At 71.4% G+C, this 19832-nt stretch carries 16 protein-coding genes and 2 tRNA genes; 15 read left to right on the forward strand and 3 right to left on the reverse strand.

Annotated elements, in window-relative coordinates:
• Window positions 1-274: 274 nt before the first annotated feature.
• The 11 genes from dnaA to KG103_RS00055 all read left to right on the forward strand — a co-directional run bounded on the left by dnaA (window position 275) and on the right by KG103_RS00055 (window position 13427).
• Window positions 275-1822 (forward strand): chromosomal replication initiator protein DnaA, encoded by a 1548-nt coding sequence (gene dnaA / locus KG103_RS00005; RefSeq protein ID WP_207340055.1) that lies wholly within the window; start codon window positions 275-277, stop codon window positions 1820-1822.
• Window positions 1823-3052: 1230 nt separating this feature from the next.
• Entirely contained in the window at window positions 3053-4183 is a 1131-nt protein-coding gene (gene dnaN / locus KG103_RS00010) for a DNA polymerase III subunit beta (RefSeq protein WP_207340056.1), read from the forward strand.
• Between the two features lie 77 nt (window positions 4184-4260).
• Entirely contained in the window at window positions 4261-5190 is a 930-nt protein-coding gene (gene gnd, locus KG103_RS00015; protein ID WP_207340057.1) for a phosphogluconate dehydrogenase (NAD(+)-dependent, decarboxylating), read from the forward strand.
• Between the two features lie 5 nt (window positions 5191-5195).
• The gene (recF, locus tag KG103_RS00020; protein ID WP_207340058.1) at window positions 5196-6392 is read left to right on the forward strand and encodes a DNA replication/repair protein RecF; all 1197 of its coding nucleotides are present in this window, start codon (window positions 5196-5198) and stop codon (window positions 6390-6392) included.
• A complete protein-coding gene (locus tag KG103_RS00025; RefSeq protein ID WP_249670674.1) occupies window positions 6382-7017 on the forward strand; it encodes a DUF721 domain-containing protein in 636 nt (211 codons plus the stop codon). The genes recF and KG103_RS00025 overlap by 11 nt, the downstream gene beginning before the upstream one ends.
• Window positions 7018-7223: 206 nt before the next feature.
• Window positions 7224-9305, forward strand: a complete 2082-nt coding sequence (gyrB, locus tag KG103_RS00030) for a DNA topoisomerase (ATP-hydrolyzing) subunit B (RefSeq protein WP_207340059.1) — start codon at window positions 7224-7226, stop codon at window positions 9303-9305.
• A 64-nt stretch (window positions 9306-9369) separates the two neighbouring features.
• Window positions 9370-11964 (forward strand): DNA gyrase subunit A, encoded by a 2595-nt coding sequence (gene gyrA, locus KG103_RS00035; RefSeq protein WP_207340060.1) that lies wholly within the window; start codon window positions 9370-9372, stop codon window positions 11962-11964.
• Window positions 11961-12953: a DUF3566 domain-containing protein gene (locus KG103_RS00040; RefSeq protein ID WP_207340061.1), complete on the forward strand. Its 993-nt coding sequence runs from the start codon at window positions 11961-11963 to the stop codon at window positions 12951-12953. Before gyrA ends, KG103_RS00040 begins: the two co-directional genes overlap by 4 nt.
• A 131-nt stretch (window positions 12954-13084) precedes the next feature.
• Window positions 13085-13158: transfer RNA gene (locus KG103_RS00045), tRNA-Ile, on the forward strand.
• 60 nt (window positions 13159-13218) lie between these two features.
• A complete protein-coding gene (locus tag KG103_RS00050) occupies window positions 13219-13338 on the forward strand; it encodes a DLW-39 family protein (protein WP_213319957.1) in 120 nt (39 codons plus the stop codon).
• A gap of 16 nt (window positions 13339-13354) precedes the next feature.
• A tRNA-Ala gene (locus KG103_RS00055) sits at window positions 13355-13427 on the forward strand.
• A 113-nt stretch (window positions 13428-13540) separates the two neighbouring features.
• Here the strand turns inward: KG103_RS00055 and KG103_RS00060 are convergent.
• On the reverse strand, window positions 13541-14008 hold the full coding sequence (locus KG103_RS00060; protein WP_207340062.1) for an ATP-binding protein: 468 nt from the start codon (window positions 14006-14008) through the stop codon (window positions 13541-13543).
• Between the two features lie 206 nt (window positions 14009-14214).
• On the opposite strand from KG103_RS00060, the gene KG103_RS00065 reads away from it, so the two are divergent.
• The 4 genes from KG103_RS00065 (at window position 14215) to KG103_RS00080 (ending at window position 18128) form a co-directional block, all read left to right on the forward strand.
• Window positions 14215-14892: a tyrosine-type recombinase/integrase gene (locus tag KG103_RS00065; RefSeq protein WP_207340063.1), complete on the forward strand. Its 678-nt coding sequence runs from the start codon at window positions 14215-14217 to the stop codon at window positions 14890-14892.
• 388 nt (window positions 14893-15280) lie between these two features.
• Window positions 15281-16162, forward strand: a complete 882-nt coding sequence (locus KG103_RS00070; protein WP_207340064.1) for a hypothetical protein — start codon at window positions 15281-15283, stop codon at window positions 16160-16162.
• 153 nt (window positions 16163-16315) lie between these two features.
• Window positions 16316-17350: an RtcB family protein gene (locus tag KG103_RS00075; RefSeq protein ID WP_243656319.1), complete on the forward strand. Its 1035-nt coding sequence runs from the start codon at window positions 16316-16318 to the stop codon at window positions 17348-17350.
• Window positions 17351-17921: 571 nt separating this feature from the next.
• The gene (locus tag KG103_RS00080) at window positions 17922-18128 is read left to right on the forward strand and encodes a cold-shock protein (protein ID WP_089802810.1); all 207 of its coding nucleotides are present in this window, start codon (window positions 17922-17924) and stop codon (window positions 18126-18128) included.
• Window positions 18129-18282: 154 nt separating this feature from the next.
• Here the strand turns inward: KG103_RS00080 and KG103_RS00085 are convergent, their stop codons facing one another.
• Both KG103_RS00085 and KG103_RS00090 read right to left on the reverse strand, forming a co-directional pair.
• On the reverse strand, window positions 18283-18849 hold the full coding sequence (locus KG103_RS00085; RefSeq protein ID WP_207340065.1) for a hypothetical protein: 567 nt from the start codon (window positions 18847-18849) through the stop codon (window positions 18283-18285).
• A gap of 125 nt (window positions 18850-18974) precedes the next feature.
• On the reverse strand, window positions 18975-19709 hold the full coding sequence (locus KG103_RS00090; RefSeq protein ID WP_307859436.1) for a GNAT family N-acetyltransferase: 735 nt from the start codon (window positions 19707-19709) through the stop codon (window positions 18975-18977).
• Window positions 19710-19832 lie beyond the last annotated feature (123 nt).

Consider the following 19832-nt stretch of genomic DNA (forward strand, 5'->3'; position numbering starts at 1 on the left):
TGTCGCGTCTCTCACCCGGTCGCGCGCTTCTGCGCTCCGCCGTGTGGCCGTAGCATCGGCACGTCGCGCCTCCACGGGTGACACCGGGCCCGACCTGACGCGCCCCGACGGCGCGGCTCGCCCGGCGGCGATGCCCCCCGCAGGCGCGGCGACGCACCGGCGGCTGCACCTCGGACGACCCTCCACCCGCGCGCACAGGTGTGGACAACTATGTGGACGACGGTCGCCCGTGCGACACTCAGCCCGCCCGCAGGACCGATCACGAGGTAGGACGTTGTCACAGGACGAAGAGCCGGCCCGCCTCTGGGGGCACGTGGTCGCCAGCCTCGAGGCGAGCCCCGACATCACCCCGCGGCAGCTGGCGTTCGTCCGTCTCGCGCACCCCCTGGGGCTGCTCGACGGCACCATGCTCCTGGCCGTCGGCAACGACCTGACCAAGGAGTACCTCGAGTCGCGTGTCCGCGCCGAGGTCACGCAGGCGCTGACGGAGGCCCTCGGTCGGGAGGCGCGGTTCGCCATCACGGTCGACCCCGAGGTCGCCGACGACGTGCCCCCCGCGCTGCGCGTCGTGCCGCCCGCACAGGCGACCGGCGGGTACGAGCGCAACGGCGAGGTGCGGCCGGACCTCGCGCTGGTCACGTCGCACGGCTTCGGCCGGGACGACACGACCCAGGACGAGGCTCCCCCGCGCGACGACGCGCCGGACCGCGATCAGCACCGCGAGACCCGTCCCGCCCTGCGCGCCGTCGACGGCGACGGCCCCTCGCCTCGCCGCGGTCTCTCGGAGCCCGCGCGGCTGAACCCCAAGTACCTGTTCGAGACCTTCGTCATCGGCTCGTCCAACCGCTTCGCGCACGCGGCCGCCGTCGCCGTCGCCGAGGCACCGGCCAAGGCGTACAACCCGCTGTTCATCTACGGCGACTCGGGGCTGGGCAAGACCCACCTGCTGCACGCGATCGGGCACTACGCGCAGAACCTCTACCCCACCGTGCGGGTGCGGTACGTGAACTCGGAGGAGTTCACCAACGACTTCATCAACTCCATCGGCGAGGGCAAGGCCGGCGCGTTCCAGCGCCGCTACCGCGAGGTCGACGTCCTGCTCATCGACGACATCCAGTTCCTGCAGGGCAAGGAACAGACGATGGAGGAGTTCTTCCACACGTTCAACACGCTCCACAACGCGAGCAAGCAGGTCGTCATCACCTCCGACGTCCCGCCCAAGCAGCTCAACGGGTTCGAGGACCGGATGCGGTCCCGGTTCGAGTGGGGCCTGATCACCGACGTGCAGCCGCCGGACCTCGAGACCCGCATCGCGATCCTGCGCAAGAAGGCCGCGAGCGAGCGGCTGCAGGCGCCGGACGACGTGCTGGAGTACATCGCGTCGCGGATCTCGACCAACATCCGCGAGCTCGAGGGTGCCCTCATCCGCGTCACCGCGTTCGCCAACCTGAACCGGCAGCTGGTCGACGTGTCGCTCGCGGAGATCGTCCTGAAGGACCTCATCACCGACGACCAGACGCAGGAGATCACCGCCACGACGGTCATCGGCCAGACGGCGGCGTACTTCGGCCTGTCGATCGAGGACCTGTGCGGCTCGAGCCGATCGCGCGTGCTGGTCACCGCGCGGCAGATCGCCATGTACCTGTGCCGGGAGCTCACGGACCTGTCCCTGCCGAAGATCGGACAGGCCTTCGGCGGGCGGGACCACACCACGGTCATGCACGCGAACCGGAAGATCCGCGAGCTCATGGCCGAGCGCCGCTCGATCTACAACCAGGTCACGGAGCTGACCAACCGCATCAAGCAGCAGCACCGCGGCTGACGCCCTCGGACGGCACGCAGGGGCGCCCGCCGGCGGTACCGCCCGTGCGTCCTCGCGGCCGTGCCCCACGGTCAACTCCTGAGGGCATGCTCCGGGTGGGTCCTGACGGCCCTGCTCAGGTGGACCCCGCCGGCCTGCCCCGGTGGCTCCTGGCACCCGCCCACGGGGTCCTGGTGGTCGCCCTGACGAGTCCCTCCGACCAGCCCTGACGAGCCCTTCCGACCAGCCCTGACGAGCCCCTGCCGGCCTGCCCGTGCTGGTCGTCAGCGACCCACGGGCCAGCCCGCAGCTCTTCGGGCGAACGGCACGGCATCCCGCGAGGCTCCCGCCACGACGCGCCGGACTCCCCCGCGGCCACCGGCGCGGTGACGCCGGTCACCCCGCCGGGCGGCCCGGGCGCGCACCCGACGCCGAGCACCGGAGCCCGACCCGGGACGACGCCTCCGCACGACACGTCCCCACCTGGGGACGAGATGGTCGGACTGTCCGTTTCTCTCCACCGGTGATCCGGGTTGTCCACAGGTTTGCCCACCGCCTGGGGACATTTGTGAAGCAGTTCACCCGGACGCCCACGAGCCTGTGGACAACTGACCTGCTGCGCGAGTCCCTAGCCCTCTGAACTGCACAAACGTTCCGACGAGCCGGCCCGGCGACCACGGCGCGCATGTCATGCGGACCCGTCTGGACCGCGCGTCCATGAGAGGACTCTCACCACCAAACCCGGACAAGTGTCTTGACGGGGCTGTGGACATGCGGGTGAAACACGCATGGGACGAATGTTCACACCTGTGTACACACCTGTGGACGACGGTGGACGACACCCACAAGACCTGTGGACCCGGGGGTGCCCGTCGGTGGACACGGATCGACGACTTCGGGGGCGTCCACCCCCGTCCACCGCGGCAGCGTCCTGCGTCCCCACTCGCCGCACAAGACGATATGCCTTCTGACCTGCATGAAGACGCGTCGTCCACATGATCAACACCCCCGATGACGACGACGACCCATTCACCAGGAAGAGATCCACACACCGACGTGGGGTGCGCTGGTGCGACGGCCGGGGCCCGGCCGGGACGCCAGGAAGAACCGACCACCTCGCACGGTGTACCCGGCGTCGGACGTGTCGCGTAGTCTTCGGCTCAGCCCCACCAGCGCCCGCCGTCGTGCCCGCCCGTGCCTCTCGGCACGCCGCGCACGAGCCGGACGGGCCGGACGACGAGAAGGTGATGCATGAGGTTCCGCGTCGATCGTGACGTGCTCGCCGATGCCGTCACGTGGACCGCACGCAGCCTGCCGACCCGCCCGCCGGTCCCCGTCCTGGCGGGCGTGCGCATCGAGGCGGACACCACCGGCACGATCCAGCTCTCGAGCTTCGACTACGAGGTCTCGGCCCGTGCGCAGCTCCCGGCGGACGTGAGCGAGCCGGGCACCGTCCTCGTCTCCGGGCGTCTGCTCGCCGAGATCTCGCGCTCCCTGCCGGCCAAGCCGGTGGACGTCGTCCTCGACGGCACGAAGGTGCAGGTCACGTGCGGTGCGAGCCGGTTCACGCTGCTGACGATGCCCGTCGAGGACTACCCCAACCTGCCGGTGATGCCGGAGGTCACGGGCACCGTCGACGGTGACGAGCTGACGCACGCCGTCGCGCAGGTGTCCGTGGCGGCCAGCCGGGACGACACCCTGCCGCTGCTCACCGGTGTGCGCGTGGAGATCGAGGGCGAGAAGGTCACGCTGCTGGCGACCGACCGCTACCGCCTCGCGCTGCGCGAGATGACGTGGAAGCCCACCAACCCGGGCGTCGAGGCCGTCGCCCTGGTGCGGGCGCGCACGCTGTCGGACGCCGCCAAGTCGCTCGGCGGCTCGGGCTCGGTGTCGGTGGCGCTGTCCACCGGCGGCGGTGTCGACCTCATCGGGTTCGAGGCCGGCGGTCGGCAGACCACCAGCCTGCTGGTCGACGGCGACTACCCGCCCGTGCGCCGGCTGTTCCCGGACGAGACCCCCATCCACGCCATCGTCAACACGCAGGCGCTCGCCGAGGCCGCCAAGCGCGTCGCCCTCGTGGCCGAGCGCAACACGCCCATCCGGCTGACGTTCAGCGAGGGGCAGGTCGTGCTCGACGCCGGGCAGGGTGACGACGCGCAGGCGTCGGAGGCCCTCGAGGCCGTCCTCGTCGGCGACGACATCTCGGTGGCGTTCAACCCACAGTTCCTGGCCGACGGCCTGGGCGCCCTGGACACGACGTTCGTCCGGATGTCGTTCACGCACCCGAACAAGCCCGTCGAGTTCACGGGCCAGGAGTCGCTGGAGAGCGACGACCGCAAGGACTACCGCTACCTGCTGGTGCCGATCCGCTTCTCGAGCTGACCCCCGCGCGGCGGGGCCGTGTGTACGGCACAGTGACCGGGTCGGGCCCGGACGGGGCCCGCGGAGAGGGGCGAGGCATGCACATCGGTCTGGTCGGGCTGGGCAAGATGGGCGCGAACATGCGCCAGCGCATCCGGGAGGCGGGGCTCGAGGTCACGGGCTTCGACCGCAACCCCGAGGTGAGCGACGTGCCCACGCTGGAGGCCATGGTCGAGGCGCTGCCCGCCGGTGAGCGGGTCGTGTGGGTCATGGTGCCCTCGGGGCCGATCACCGACGCTGTGGTCCAGGACCTGGCGGGACTCCTGACCGCCGGTGACCTGGTGATCGACGGGGGCAACTCGTACTACCAGGACGACGAGCCCCACGCGGCGCTGCTGGCCGAGCGGGGTATCGGCTTCATCGACGCCGGGGTGTCGGGCGGCATCTGGGGCCTGGAGAACGGCTACGGCCTCATGGTCGGTGGCGCGTCGCGGGACGTCGAGCGGGCCATGCCGGTGTTCGACGCGCTGCGCCCCCCGGGGGAGCGCGCCGACGGGTTCGTGCACGCGGGCCCCGTGGGTGCCGGGCACTACGCGAAGATGGTCCACAACGGCATCGAGTACGGGCTGATGCAGGCGTACGCCGAGGGCTACGAGCTCCTCGCGGCGAAGGACCTCGTCACGGACGTGCCCGCGACGATGCGGGCCTGGTCGACCGGCACGGTCGTGCGGTCCTGGCTGCTGGACCTGCTGGTGCAGGCGCTCGAGGAGGACCCGAAGTTCGGGGCGATCGACGACTGGGTCGAGGACTCGGGCGAGGGCCGGTGGACCGTCGACGAGGCGATCGACCTGGCCGTCCCGGCCCCGGTCATCTCGGCCGCGCTGTTCGCGCGCTTCTCCTCCCGGCAGGGCGAGTCGCCGGCCATGAAGGCCGTCGCGGCGCTGCGGCAGCAGTTCGGCGGCCACGCGGTGCGAGCCGCCGGCGCCGCGACCGTGACCCCGTCGGCACCGCCCACGTCGGAGGCCTGAGCCGCGTGTACGTCGCGCACCTGTCCCTCACCGACTTCCGGTCGTACCCGCAGGTCGAGCTCCCGCTCGACCCGGGCATCACCGCGCTCGTCGGCCCGAACGGGCAGGGCAAGACGAACCTCGTCGAGGCCATCGGGTACGTCGCGACGCTCGGCAGCCACCGGGTGCCGTCCGACGCCGCGCTGGTCCGGGCCGGGACGAACCGTGCGGTCGTGCGCGCCAAGGTCGTCCGGGAGGAGCGTGCGACGCTCGTCGAGGTCGAGATCACGCCCGGCAAGGCGAACCGGGCCCGGGTCAACGGCGGCTCCCCCGGCCGGGCCCGCGACGTGCTCGGCATCCTGCGGACCGTCCTGTTCGCCCCCGAGGACCTCGCCCTGGTCAAGGGTGACCCGGACGGGCGCCGCCGGTTCCTCGACGACCTGCTGGTGCAGCTCACCCCGCGCATCGCCGGTGTCCTGAGCGACTACGAGCGCGTCCTGCGGCAGCGGTCGGCCCTGCTGAAGTCCGCGGCGGCGGCGACGCGGGCACGGTCGGGGGCGGACCTGCGCACGCTCGACGTCTGGGACGCCAAGCTCGCGCAGACCGGCGCCCAGGTGGTCGTCGCGCGCCAGGCACTGGTGGCAGCCCTGCGACCGCGCGCCGCGGAGTCGTACCACCAGGTCAGCGCCGGTCAGGGCGAGCTGGGGCTGACGTACCGCTCCTCCCTCGACGCGGCGCTGGGGCAGGCGGACGACGAGCCCGCCGTCGCACCGGGCGCTGGCGTCGAGGTGGTCGAGGCACGGCTGCTCGAGGCGATGGGTCGGCTGCGGAGCAAGGAGATCGAGCGGGGTGTGTGCCTCGTCGGTCCCCACCGCGACGACCTGCACCTCACCCTCGGCGACCTGCCGGCCAAGGGGTACGCGAGCCACGGCGAGTCGTGGTCGGTCGCCCTCGCGCTGCGGCTCGCGTCGTACGCGCTGCTGACGCACGGTGTCGACGACGCGGGCGCGTGGGCGGCCGACTGGGGGCCGGACGGTGAGCCGGTGCTGATCCTCGACGACGTGTTCGCCGAGCTCGACACGCGCCGGCGGGAGCGCCTGGCCGAGCTGGTGGCGCCCGCGCGGCAGGTGCTGGTGACGGCGGCGGTGCCGCAGGACGTCCCCGAGCCGCTGGCCGGGGCGCGGGTGGACGTCATGGCCGGTGAGGTGGCGCGTGCCCGCTGACCGCCGCCCCGGCGCCGGGCGCGCACCCGGTGCAGCCGCGGCACCCGGGGCACCCGCGCGGCCCGGCGGGACGTCGGACGACGACACCCTCCTGCCTGCGCCGATGGGCGTCCCCGACGGCGTCCCGGTCTCCGAGCTGGTGAATCTGACGCCCCCGGAGCAGGTGGTGCGCGCGGCGCTCGCCCGGGCGAAGCAGGCCGCTCGGGCCCGCGGCCTGCGGCCGGGGGTGGTCCGCAGCAGGCCGGTGAGCAGCGGCTCCGCCCCCGGGGCGCGCGACCCGCAGCCCTTGTCGGTCTCGGCGGGCCTGCTCGCGCGGGACCTGGGCTGGGAGCCCGGCCTGGTGGTGGGCGACCTGGTGCACCGGTGGGCGCAGATCGTCGGCCCGCAGATCGCCGACCACTGCGAGTACGTGTCCTTCACGTCCGGGCTGCTGACGGTGCGCGCGTCGTCGACGGCGTGGGCGGCGAACCTGCGGCTGCTGGCACCGGCCATGCTCGCGCGGTTCGACGAGGCCCTCGGCGAGGGCGTCGTGGTGCAGGTGGACGTCCTGGGACCGGTGGGGCACGGCTTCGGGCGCGGTCCGCGCCGGGTCGCGGGCCGAGGTCCGCGGGACACGTACGGCTGACGTCCTCCCCCCGGGTGGCGCCGCCGCGCGCCCGACCTGCCCAGGATCGGGCGTCCACCGGGTAGACTGGACAGGTCATCCAAGGCGCCTGCGCGCCCCCGTGAGCCGAGAACTCCGCCACCGTGGAGTGATCCGGACTCCTGGGCGGTTCGCAGCCGTTCACGACGCGCCTGACGCCCACCAGCTCTCGAGGAGAACCGCCGCCCGTGGCCGACCAGAGCACCCCTCCCGACCCGCAGGACGACGCCGTCGAGGAGCAGGGAACGGCCGCTGCGGCGCCCCGGCGCGCGGACGACGGCTCGTACGACGCCAGCGCGATCACCGTCCTCGAGGGCCTCGAGGCGGTCCGCAAGCGTCCGGGCATGTACATCGGGTCCACGGGCGCCCGCGGCCTGCACCACCTGGTGTACGAGGTCGTCGACAACTCGGTGGACGAGGCCCTGGCCGGGTACTGCGACACCATCGAGGTCACGCTGCTGGCCGACGGCGGGGTGCGCGTCACCGACAACGGGCGCGGGATCCCCGTGGCGATCCACCCCACCGAGGGCAGGCCGACCGTCGAGGTCGTCATGACGATCCTGCACGCCGGTGGCAAGTTCGGCGGAGCCGGCTACGCCGTCTCCGGCGGTCTGCACGGCGTGGGCATCTCGGTGGTCAACGCGCTGTCCTCGCGCGTGGAGACCGTCGTCAAGCGCGACGGGTTCGTCTGGAGCCAGAGCTTCGCGGACGGTGGCAAGCCCGTCGGCGAGCTCCGCAAGGGGGAGGCGACGGACGACAGGGGCACGTCGCAGACCTTCTGGGCGGACCCCACGATCTTCGAGACGGTCGACTACGACTTCGAGACCCTGCGCGCGCGCTTCCAGCAGTACGCGTTCCTCAACAAGGGCCTGAAGATCTCCCTCACGGACGAGCGGCCGCAGCACACGGGCACCGACGACGAGATCACGGGCGAGCCGGGCGACGACCAGCAGCCGGAGACGACGGTGCGCACCGTCACGTACAAGTACGACGGCGGCCTGGTCGACTACGTCACGCACCTGAACTCGGCCAAGAAGGTCGACCACGTGCACCCCGAGGTCATCGACTTCGAGGCCGAGGACAAGAGCCGCAAGATCGCGGTCGAGATCGCGATGCAGTGGACGACCGCCTACTCCGAGTCGGTCCACACGTTCGCCAACACGATCTCGACGACCGAGGGCGGCACGCACGAGGAGGGGTTCCGTGCGGCGATGACGTCGCTGATGAACCGCTACGCGCGTGAGAAGGGCATCCTGAAGGAGAAGGACGAGAACCTCACGGGTGACGACATCCGCGAGGGTCTGACGGCCGTCATCTCCGTCAAGCTCGGCGAGCCGCAGTTCGAGGGCCAGACCAAGACCAAGCTCGGCAACACCGACGCCAAGCGCTTCGTCCAGCAGGTCGTCAACGACCAGCTCGGCGCGTGGCTCGACGCGCACCCGGTCGAGGCCAAGGACGTCATCCGCAAGTCCATCCAGGCGGCGGCAGCCCGCATGGCGGCCCGCAAGGCCCGCGAGGCGACCCGCCGCAAGGGTCTGCTCGAGTCCAACTCGATGCCGGGCAAGCTGCGCGACTGCCAGTCGAACAACCCCGCCGAGTGCGAGGTGTTCATCGTCGAGGGTGACTCCGCCGGTGGCTCGGCCGTCCGCGGCCGCAACCCCCGGACGCAGGCGATCATGCCGATCCGCGGGAAGATCCTCAACGTCGAGCGCGCGCGGCTGGACAAGGCCCTGGGCAACCAGGAGGTCCAGGCCCTCATCACCGCGTTCGGCACGGGCATCGGCGAGGACTTCGACGTCAGCAAGCTGCGCTACCACAAGATCGTGCTGATGGCGGACGCCGACGTCGACGGCCAGCACATCCGCACGCTGCTGCTCACGCTGCTGTTCCGCTACATGCCGGACCTCATCACCGGCGGCTTCGTCTACATGGCCCAGCCGCCGCTGTACCGCATCAAGTGGAGCAACGCCCCGCACGACTACGTCTACTCGGACCGGGAGCGCGACGCGGTGATCGCCGACGGCCGCGCGCACAACCGCCGGCTGCCGAAGGAGAACGGCGTCCAGCGCTACAAGGGTCTGGGCGAGATGGACTACACGGAGCTGTGGGAGACGACCATGTCCCCCGAGCACCGGACGCTGCTGCAGGTGACGATGGACGAGGCCGCCGCCGCCGACGAGATCTTCTCGGTGCTGATGGGCGAGGACGTCGAGGCCCGACGCGCGTTCATCCAGCGCAACGCCAAGGACGTGCGTTTCCTCGACATCTGACGCGGGCGCCGGCGACCCCGGCGCGCGCGACCGAGCTGGTACCGACGACTGGAGTGACCCGCACGTGACCGAGACCCCGGGCGAGATCGAGCACGGCCGCATCGACCAGGTGGACCTGCAGCTCGAGATGCAGCGTTCCTACCTGGACTACGCGATGGCCGTCATCGTCGGCCGCGCGCTGCCGGACGTCCGCGACGGCCTCAAGCCGGTGCACCGACGCGTGATCTACGCGATGTACGACGGCGGCTACCGGCCGGACCGGCAGTTCTCCAAGTGCAGCCGCGTCGTCGGCGACGTCATGGGCAAGTACCACCCGCACGGCGACACGGCGATCTACGACGCCCTCGTGCGCCTGGTGCAGGACTGGTCGCTGCGCTACCCGCTGGTGTCCGGCCAAGGCAACTTCGGCTCCCCCGGTGACGACCCGGCGGCCGCGCCCCGGTACACCGAGTGCAAGATGGCGCCGCTGGCCATGGAGATGGTCCGCGACATCGACGAGGACGCCGTCGACTTCCAGGACAACTACGACGGCCACACGCAGGAGCCGGCTGTCCTGCCGTCGCGCTTCCCGAACCTGCTGGTCAACGGCTCGGCCGGCATCGCCGTCGGTATGGCGACAAACATCCCGCCGCACAACCTGCGCGAGGTCGCCGCGGGTGTGCAGTGGCACCTGGACCACCCGGAGGCCTCGAAGGAGGAGCTCCTCGACGCGCTCATGGCGCGGATCAAGGGCCCCGACTTCCCGACCGCCGCGACGATCCTGGGTCGCCGGGGCATCGAGGACGCGTACCGCACGGGTCGTGGCTCGATCACGATGCGCGCGGTCGTGCAGGTCGAGGAGATCCAGGGCCGCCAGTGCCTGGTCGTCACCGAGCTCCCCTACCAGGTGAACCCGGACACCCTGGCGAAGAAGATCGCCGACCTCGTCAAGGAGAACCGCGTCCAGGGCATCGCGGACATCCGCGACGAGACCTCGGGCCGCGCCGGCCAGCGCCTCGTCATCGTGCTCAAGCGCGACGCCGTCGCCAAGGTCGTGCTGAACAACCTGTACAAGCACACGCAGCTGCAGGACACGTTCGGCGCGAACATGCTCGCGCTGGTCGACGGGGTCCCGCGCACGCTCAGCCTCGACGCGTTCGTCCGGCACTGGACGACGCACCAGATCGACGTCATCCAGCGCCGCACGCGGTACCGGCTGGCGCAGGCCGAGTCGCGCATCCACATCTACCGCGGCTACCTCAAGGCGCTCGACGCCCTCGACGAGGTCATCGCGCTCATCCGGCGCTCCCCCGACGCGGAGGAGGCCCGCACGGGCCTCATGGAGCTGCTCGAGATCGACGAGGAGCAGGCCCAGGCCATCCTCAACCTGCAGCTGCGCCGCCTGGCCGCCCTGCAGCGCCAGGAGATCCTCGAGGAGTACGCCAAGCTCGAGGCGATCATCACCGAGCTCAACGAGATCCTGGGCTCGCCGGAGCGGCAGCGGCAGATCGTCAGCGAGGAGCTCGACACGATCGTCGAGAAGTTCGGCGACGAGCGACGCACGCACATCCTGCCGTTCGACGGTGACGTGTCGATCGAGGACCTGATCGCCGAGGAGGACGTGGTCGTCACGATCACGCGCGGCGGCTACGCCAAGCGCACCCGCGTGGACGCGTACCGCGCGCAGCGTCGCGGCGGCAAGGGCGTGCGCGGCGCGCAGCTGCGCGAGGACGACATCGTCGACCACTTCTTCGTCACCACGACGCACCGCTGGCTGCTGTTCTTCACGAACCTCGGCCGGGTGTACCGCGCCAAGGCGTACGAGCTGCCCGAGGCCGGGCGTGACGCCAAGGGTCAGCACGTCGCCAACCTGCTGGCCTTCCAGCCGGGCGAGAAGATCGCCCAGGTGCTGGACCTCAAGGACTACGAGCAGGCCGAGCACCTCGTCCTGGCCACCAAGCGCGGCCTGGTGAAGAAGACGCGACTGACGGAGTACGACTCCAACCGCAGCGGCGGCGTCATCGCGATCAACCTGCGCGAGGACGAGGAGGGTCGCACCGACGAGCTCGTGGCCGCTCGCCTGGTCGACTCCAGCCAGGACGTCATCCTCGTCTCGCGGCTCGGGCAGTCGGTGCGCTTCACCGCGTCCGACGAGGCCCTGCGTCCCATGGGCCGCGCCACCAGCGGCGTCACGGGCATGAAGTTCCGGGACGACGACGACCTGCTCGCGATGGACGTCGTGCGTGAGGACGCCTACCTGTTCACGGTCACCGAGGGCGGCATCGCCAAGCGCACGGCCCTGACGGTCGAGAACTACCGTCAGCAGGGCCGCGGGGGTCTGGGCATCAAGGTGGCCAACCTGCCCGAGGCGAACGGGGAGCTCGTCGGCGCCCTCGTGACGGACGAGGACGACGAGGTGCTGGTCATCATGGAGCGCGGCAAGATCGTGCGGTCCTCCACCTCGGAGGTCAACGCGACCGGTCGCACGACCCAGGGCGTCATCTTCGCCAAGCCGGACGCCAACGACCGGATCATCGCCGTCGCCCGGAACAGCGAACGACACCTCGACGACGATGGCGGTACCGTGGGCGAGAACGTGCTCAACCACGACGCACCCGACGTACCGGACCCGGACGGATCGGTGCCTGACGGCGGCGACCGACCCGCGGAGGACGCATGAGTGACACGCCCCCCTCGATCCCCCCGCGCAAGCGCCCGACCCCCCCGATGAACGGCGGGGGCAGCGCGTCCGGCGAGGGCGGGGCCGTGCAGTCGGCCGAGCACGAGGCCGGCGGCAGCTCGTGGGCGTCGTTCGGCGGCCCGACCGCCTCCGCTCCCCCGACCTACACCGTCGACGTGCGCGGCTCCGGGTCGTCGTCGGGCCGGACGACGTCCCCCGCGGGCCCGCGTACCGCCGAGCGTCCGCCGGCCGAGTCGTCCGCCGAGCGGCCGACGGCCGAGCGAGCAGCGGCCGACCGGACGGAGCCGCGCCCTGCGCCCGCGACCACCGCGCCCGCGACCACCGCGCCCGCGGACGGGAGCGATCCCGACGACGCCGCGTCGCCGTTGGTGACGGCCGTCGACGCGACGACCGTGTGGCTGAAGAAGGCGGCCGGAGCCACCGGTTCGGGTCTCTCGAGGGCGTACTCTCAGCTGACCCGCCCCCGCACCGAGGACGACCACATGACCACGACGCCGACGACCACCGGTGCCGCGACCACCGAGCGCCCCGCGCCGCGGTCGACGGCTCCCGTCACGGGGGCGACCGCCCGTCCGGCCACCGGCCGGATCCCGAGCGTGGGCGGCGGCCCGCGCCGCGTCCGCCTCGCGGTGTCCCGCGTGGACCCCTGGTCGGTCATGAAGCTGTCGTTCCTTCTGTCCGTGGCGGTCGGCATCATGATCGTCGTGGCGGCCGTCGTCGTGTGGTTCACGCTGGACGGGCTGCAGGTCTTCGCACGCGTGGACGATCTCGTCCGGCAGGTCGTCGGGCAGGACAGCCCGCTGGACGTCATGGCCTACGTGTCGTTCGAGAAGACCGTCTCCGCGGCCACGCTGGTCGCCGTGATCGACGTCTTCCTGCTGACGGCCCTGGCGACGATCGGCGCGTTCCTCTACAACATCGTGGCGGCGCTGGTCGGTGGCGTGCACGTGACGATGACCGACGAGTGACCCGGCCGGGACGCCCCGGCAGCACGACGCAGCCCGCCGGTTTGGGCGCGGCGGCCCGCCTGGGGTAGTCTCGACCGTCGCGCCCACCGGTGCGGATCCCTCACGGGATTCGACCGGCGGTCGTGTCTCACGGGCCTATAGCTCAGACGGTTAGAGCGCTTCCCTGATAAGGAAGAGGTCACAGGTTCAAGTCCTGTTAGGCCCACGCTGCAGGTTCGGTCGTCGTCCCACGGACTGCCGGCACCCACCCGAGACGGGGGAACCGATGAAGAAGCTCCTGCTCCTGGCCGCTGTCGCGGCCGTCGGCTACGTCGCCTGGCAGAAGTACGCGCAGGACCGCGACGAGCGCGACCTGTGGGCCGAGGTCACCGACACCTTCGAGTGAGCGGCGGCCCGCACCCGGGGCCATGGCGCAATTGGTAGCGCACCTGCTTTGCAAGCAGGGGGTTAGGGGTTCGAGTCCCCTTGGCTCCACACCCGCGAACGGCGCAGGACCTCGTGTCCTGCGCCGTTCGGCGTTCCCGTGGCCGTCGTCGTCGTCCGAGGACGGGAGGGCCGCAGGACAGGAGCGTCGGACGCCGGGACCGTCACTCGACGGGGAACGTCGCCCAGATGTTCTTGGTCATGTCCGTCTCGTACCAGCCGACCTCGAGCGAGAGCCGGCGGGCCAGGTGCAGGCCCAGTCCCCCGGCGCCGGTGATGCGGGCACCGGCGTAGACCGGCGCGGACTCCGGGTCGTGGTCGGCGACGTCGAGCATCCACTGGTCGTCGGTGCGCGACAGGGCGACGGTCGTCGGCGGCAGGGCGTGGGTCAGCGCGTTCGCGGCGAGCTCGGTGGCGATGAGCACGAGCTTGTCGGGCGTCGCCTCCAGGTCCTGCCGGGCCGCGCCGGTGCCGGCACCGATCTCGTCCGCCAACTGGTGCCGCAGGGTGCGCAGCTGCGCGGTGGACGCCAGCTCCCAGTGCCGGACGGGTGCGAACCCCTCGGGGGGACGGCTGACGGGCAGGCCCGCGTCCACGTCGATGAGCTCGAGCTGTTCCTGGCTGCCGGTCATGCCGCCTCCCCCGCGTCGTCAGGCGATGAGCCTCACAGGCCGCGGGCGATCGCGCACGTCGAGAGGCCGCGTGGCGACGAGGCCGGCGCCCCGAAATCGAGAGGCGCCGGGTCGCACGGACGGGCATCCTTCCGCTGGCCCCGTGCACGACCCGTCCGGGCGCCCCACCCGGCGGACGCCGGACGACGCCCCGGAAGGGGGATGTCATGACCAGCACCTTCCCGGTCACGCTGCGCGGCGCCGCCGCCCCCACCCTCATGTGGGCGCACGAGCACGACGTGGAGCCGGCGGCGCTGCAGCAGCTGCGCACGATCGCCGCACTCCCCTGGGTTCACGGGGTGCGCGTCATGCCCGACGTCCACCTGGGCATTATCTGGACAGATGCCGGTAGGGACGGCAGTCCTCGACTGCGGATTCCCGCAGGCAAGACGCGAAAAGAGCGCAGCATCCCGCTGCACCCCGACGCGGCCGACGCGATTCGAGAGCTCCGGGCGATCCGTGCAGGCGACCACGACCGGGGCATCATCGATCGCGTCACCGAGCGACGCACGCGATACCTGTTCATGAGCAAGGGCCGGCACATCTCCAGGTCGCACCTCTTCGACAAGCCGCTACAGCTGGTGTGTGAGTACGCCGGCCTGCTGACGGTCGAGGGCGGGAAGCTGGTCACGGCCCATCGGTTCCGCCACACCCTCGGGACGGAGCTGGTCGAGGTCGGAGCCCGATTCCAGACTGTGATGGCAGTACTCGGCCACGACTCAGCGGACATGACCTTGACGTACGCGCAGGTCAGCGACCCGACGGTGAAGGCGGACTACGAGAAGGCCGTAGAGGCGGGCTCGATCGCGGGCCCCGCCGCGGCAGCGATCCGCGACAAGCGCTGAGCCAGCGCGAGGTCTCGTGGCTCCAGTCGAACTTCTTCAAGACTGAGCTCGAGCTCGGCGCATGCATCCGCCTGCCGGAGGAGGGCCCCTGTGAGTGCGAGATCTTCTTCACGTGCGGCAAGTTCTTCACGACTGAGGAGCACGCTCCACGTCTCCGCTCACGTTGGCACAAGGAGGAGCGCCTGATCGATGACGCGCGCGAGCGGGGTTGGGCGCGCGAGGTGGAACGGCACGAGGCGGTGCAGAGGCGGATTGAAGCGCTCCTCAGCGACCTCGGCCAGACGCTCGACGGACCCCAGGATGAGTGCTGAGCCCCCGAGAAACATCGGCACCCGCCCCGGGCGAGGGCGATCGCCACACGCAGCCTGCGATCCGGCTACCGTGGAGCGTGCACGAGACCCAGCCAGACTTCCCGATCTGGGGCGACATCGTCTGGCTGACTCCCGAACAGGGCGGTCGTGAGTCCGGCCCTCCGCCTACACCCTGGGACAGGTACTACCACGCCACCGCGTTCGTCCCGCCACAGACGAGTTCCAGCGGCCTGGCGTCGATCAGTCTGCACGTCTCGGTACGGGACGCGTGGACCTCGCACGCGAAGGCGAGGTGGCTGGTTCCCCCTGGTCCCGTCGTTGACGAAGGCTCGGTGATCATGGTCACCGAGGGCCCGAGAACGGTCGCCGTCTTCGCTGTCACCCACGTCGAGCGCGGACAAGGTCATGCCGATCTCCCCAGGCCACCGCTCTCGGGCCAGGCCATCGCCGAGATCGAGGCCCGAGCGGGAGCCGCAACTCGCGGACCGTGGCGGTCGTTCGTGGAAGGTCGGGACCATCTTGCCGGGGACAGTTTCGTGATGACCGGCACGGAGAAGGATCGCGGACCGGACATCTACCTGACATGGGATCCCCTGGTGTCGGAGGAACAGCGCCTCGCCGACCAGGACTTCATCGCCCACGCGCGGCAGGACGTCACCGCCCTCGCCATGGACCTCCGAGAACTGCGCGTGTGGCACGAGCTCGAGGAAGTCGACGAGGAAATCGAAGAGCCCGCCGTGGCGGGCGACCTCCCCGACGGATACCAGCAGCCATCTGTTGCCTACGTCGTTCAGACCGACCCGTCGCAGCCCGAGTCATACCAGCTTGGCGGGTTCACCAGCGAACGAGAAGCTCTCAAAGCCCTGTACGAGGCGCGACGCGACCGCCCATCGGAGAGCTGGGTCATCAACATGATCACGGTGTGGGATCGGTTCACGGACTACAGATCAGAGTCCTGACCGCTTCTTCGAGCTCGTCTCGGCAGACACATCCGATGGCATCGAGACAGGGCGTTCGGTTGGAGATGCAGTAGGTCGCGAAGACGCGTTCCTCAGCCCTTGCGGCTTGTCCAGATAACTACTAAGGGCGCGACCGTCGGCTCCGTCATCGCGATGCGCGACGCGGTGTCCCCCAACGCCGTCGGTGTCGACATCGGCTGCGGCATGATCGGCGTGCGGACGTCCCTGACCGCCGAGGACCTCCCGGACGACCTGCACGCGTTGCGCAGCGCCGTGGAGTCTCGCATCCCCGTCGGGTTCCGCTCGCACGACGAGGCGGTCGACCTGCGCAGGCTGCGGCCGATCGGCGCGCACGCGCGGACGGCCGAGGCGCTGCGGGGCGCGGACGCCTTCTGGGCCCGGTTCGGTGCTCTCACCCCGCGGGTGCGGGACCTGGAGGGGCGGGCGCGGCGCCAGCTCGGCACGCTGGGCGGCGGCAACCACTTCCTCGAGGTCTGCCTCGACGACGACGGGACGGTGTGGCTGCAGCTGCACTCCGGGTCGCGCAACATCGGCAAGTCCCTCGCCGAGGTGCACGTGGCGGTCGCCAAGTCGCTGCCGCACAACGCGGGCCTGGTGGACCGGGACCTGGCCGTCCTGCTGGCGGGGACGCCGGAGATGGACGCCTACCTCGAGGACCTGTCGTGGGCGCAGGAGTACGCGGCCCGGTCCCGGGCCGTGATGATGACGCTCTTCGTGGACGCGGTGCGTGCCGCCTTCGGCGACCGTGAGGTGGCGTTCGAGGAGGTGGCGAACGTGCACCACAACTACGTCACGACCGAGCGCATCGACGGTGCCGAGCTCGTGGTGACCCGCAAGGGCGCCATCCGGGCCGGTGCGGGCGACCTCGGGCTCATCCCCGGGTCGATGGGCACGGGGTCGTACATCGTGCGCGGACTGGGCAACCCCGCGTCGTACTGGTCGGCGTCGCACGGCGCCGGCCGGCGGATGTCCCGTGCCGCGGCCCGGCGGACGTTCACCGTGGAGGACCTCGCGGCGCAGACCGCCGGCGTCGAGTGCCGCAAGGACGCCGGGGTCGTCGACGAGATCCCCGGCGCCTACAAGGACCTGGACGAGGTGATCGCGGCGCAGGCCGACCTCGTGGAGGTGGTCGCACGACTCCGCACCATCGTGTGCGTGAAGGGCTGACCTGCGACGACGCCTCCTCGGCGGCCCCGGAGACCCCGGGGTCGCCGAGGCGGTGCTGGACATCCGCCCGATCTCGTGTAGAGTCGTCGAAGCGTTCTGCCGCGCGAACACATCCGCGGCGCACTTCGGTACCTCAGCATCGAAGCGAGGACCGCACGCATCCGGCAGCAGAGGCTGTCGGCGAGGATCTCCGGCCACCGGGCGCGGAGCGGAAGCAGAGAACATCACACACACCACCTTCGAGCACCGGCCGACCGTTGCTGCGGTCACCGTGAGCTCAGGATCGGACGCCGTCTGGCGCTCCGTCGACGCCGACCTGTGGGTCGGGACCGTCGACGGCGAGTACGCCGGGCTCATCGTCCGTACCCCCGACGGGTTCCACACCCACGACCGCTGGACGCGGCCCGTGGGTGTCGCCCCGACGTTCGACCGTGCGACGTGCCTCCTGGCACCGGCCCGCACGAGCTCACCCCGAGCGCGTCGTACGTCGACCCTTCACCGTCTGCGCCCCTCGGGGCGCGGCAACCGGCGCCGCACCAGCGCGCCGGCAGACCGAACGAGAGAAGACATCATGGCCACCGGCACCGTCAAGTGGTTCAACGCGGAGAAGGGCTTCGGCTTCATCGCTCCGTCCGACGGCTCCGCCGACGTTTTCGCGCACTTCAGCGCGATCGTCTCGACGGGCGGCTTCCGCACGCTCGAGGAGAACCAGCAGGTCGAGTTCGAGGTCACCCAGGGCCCCAAGGGCCTGCAGGCGTCGGACATCCGACCGCTCTGACCCGAGCTCCCCACGAAGGCCGCACCGCGACTCGCTGTGCGGCCTTCGTCGTCCCCGGGCGCCCGTCGCGCCTCCCCCGGCCGCTCATCCGCCGTCCCGGGCGCCACGAGGGCGCCCGAGGGCCTTCCCGGCGCCCTGGGCGGGGGTACGGCCGTCAGAAGCCGGTGCGTCGGGCGCGTGCCACGAGGTCCGTCAGCACCTCGGGGCTGTAGACCGGGACCGGGCCGTCGGTCACCGGGCCCTCCTCCAGGGTCGACCACTGCCAGTGCGGCATGACCTGGGTCGCGGCGGCGTCGGCGTCGTCCAGGCGCAGGTCGAGCAGCACGGCGTAGCGGTACCCGAAGCGCTGCTGCACCGACCGGGCGGCCGCGAGGTTCGCCGTCCCCGCCGTGGCCGCCGCGGCGTCGGCCGTCAGCTCGACCAGCAGCAGGTTGTGCTCCGGCCCCAGCCGGCCACGCCGGTGGACGATGAGGTGCGGCGGACGGAGCGTGACACCGTCGAACCGGACCGAGTCCTCCAGCACCATGCCGGACCGGTCGTAGTCGGCGTCGAGGTCCCACCTGCCCTCGATGGTGCCGCGCAGGGCCCAGCCGAGGTGGAACGAGATGGTCCGCTCGGAGGGCCGGCTGGTGCCGGCCGAGGGCGCGAGCAGCGTCCACTCGTCCACCAGCGTGGTCGTGAGCGCGATGCGCACGCGGGACTGCAGGTCGGCGAGGAGCATGGCCGGACGCTACTCCCGTGATGTCGGCCGCGACAGGGACCTGTGTCACGGCAAGGTAAACACACCGCCTGCTCCGCGTCTGCGCCGTGTCGGTCCCCGGTCAACAGGGTCGGCCTCCGGCGGGCTCAGCCGGAGAGCCCGAGCTGCGACCGCACCGGGCCCAGGCCCTCGATGCGGATCTCGGGTCGCAGGTGGTCCGGCCGGGCGTCCCAGTCGGCGCGGTCCAGCACGTACAGCTGGCTGTCGACCGGGCCACCCTCACGGGCCTGGTGCAGGATCCCGTTGGGCCGGTACCCGATCTTGCGGCTGACGCCCGACGAGCCCGGGTTGTCGACGAACGCGGAGCTCGTCGCGTACCGCGCGTCCAGACCCTCGAACAGCAGGTGCAGGACCATCAGGCGCATGCGGGTGCCGACACCGCCGTGCTGGTGCCGCAGACCGAGCCACGACCCCGTCTCGGCGCTACGGGCCACCAGGTAGTCCTTCGCGTACAGGCCCTGGGTGCCCAGCGGCTCGCCGTCCCGCACGACCGCCAGCTCGATCGCCCAGTCGGAGGGCGCGGTGCGCTCGCGCAGCCCCCACTGGTACGTCATGACGCTGCGGGCCACCTGCACCGGTGTCCCGCGCGTCCACGGGACCAGGAACGGCATGTAGTCCGGCTGGTGCACGCCCTGGGCGGCCAGCCGGGCCAGGTCGAGCAGCATGCGGTCGTCCGGCGCCCGCAGCTCCAGGTCGCCGCAGACGACCCGCAGGCCGGTCAGGGGCCAGATGTCGACGTCGGACAGGACGGCGGCGTCCGTGCTCGAGGGGGTCGTCGCGGGCGGCGTCTGCGGGGATGCGGGCGGGGCCGTGTCGGTCACCCCCGCAGGCTCCCGGTCCGCGCGCCCGCGGTCAACTCCCGGACCTGCACCCGTCCCGTCGAGCGGCCGCTGCCACCCGGTCGCCCTCCGACGGGCGACGAGGGCGTCGCGCACGCGCGACGC

Source organism: Cellulomonas wangleii (assembly GCF_018388445.1).
GTDB classification, from domain to species: domain Bacteria; phylum Actinomycetota; class Actinomycetes; order Actinomycetales; family Cellulomonadaceae; genus Cellulomonas; species Cellulomonas wangleii.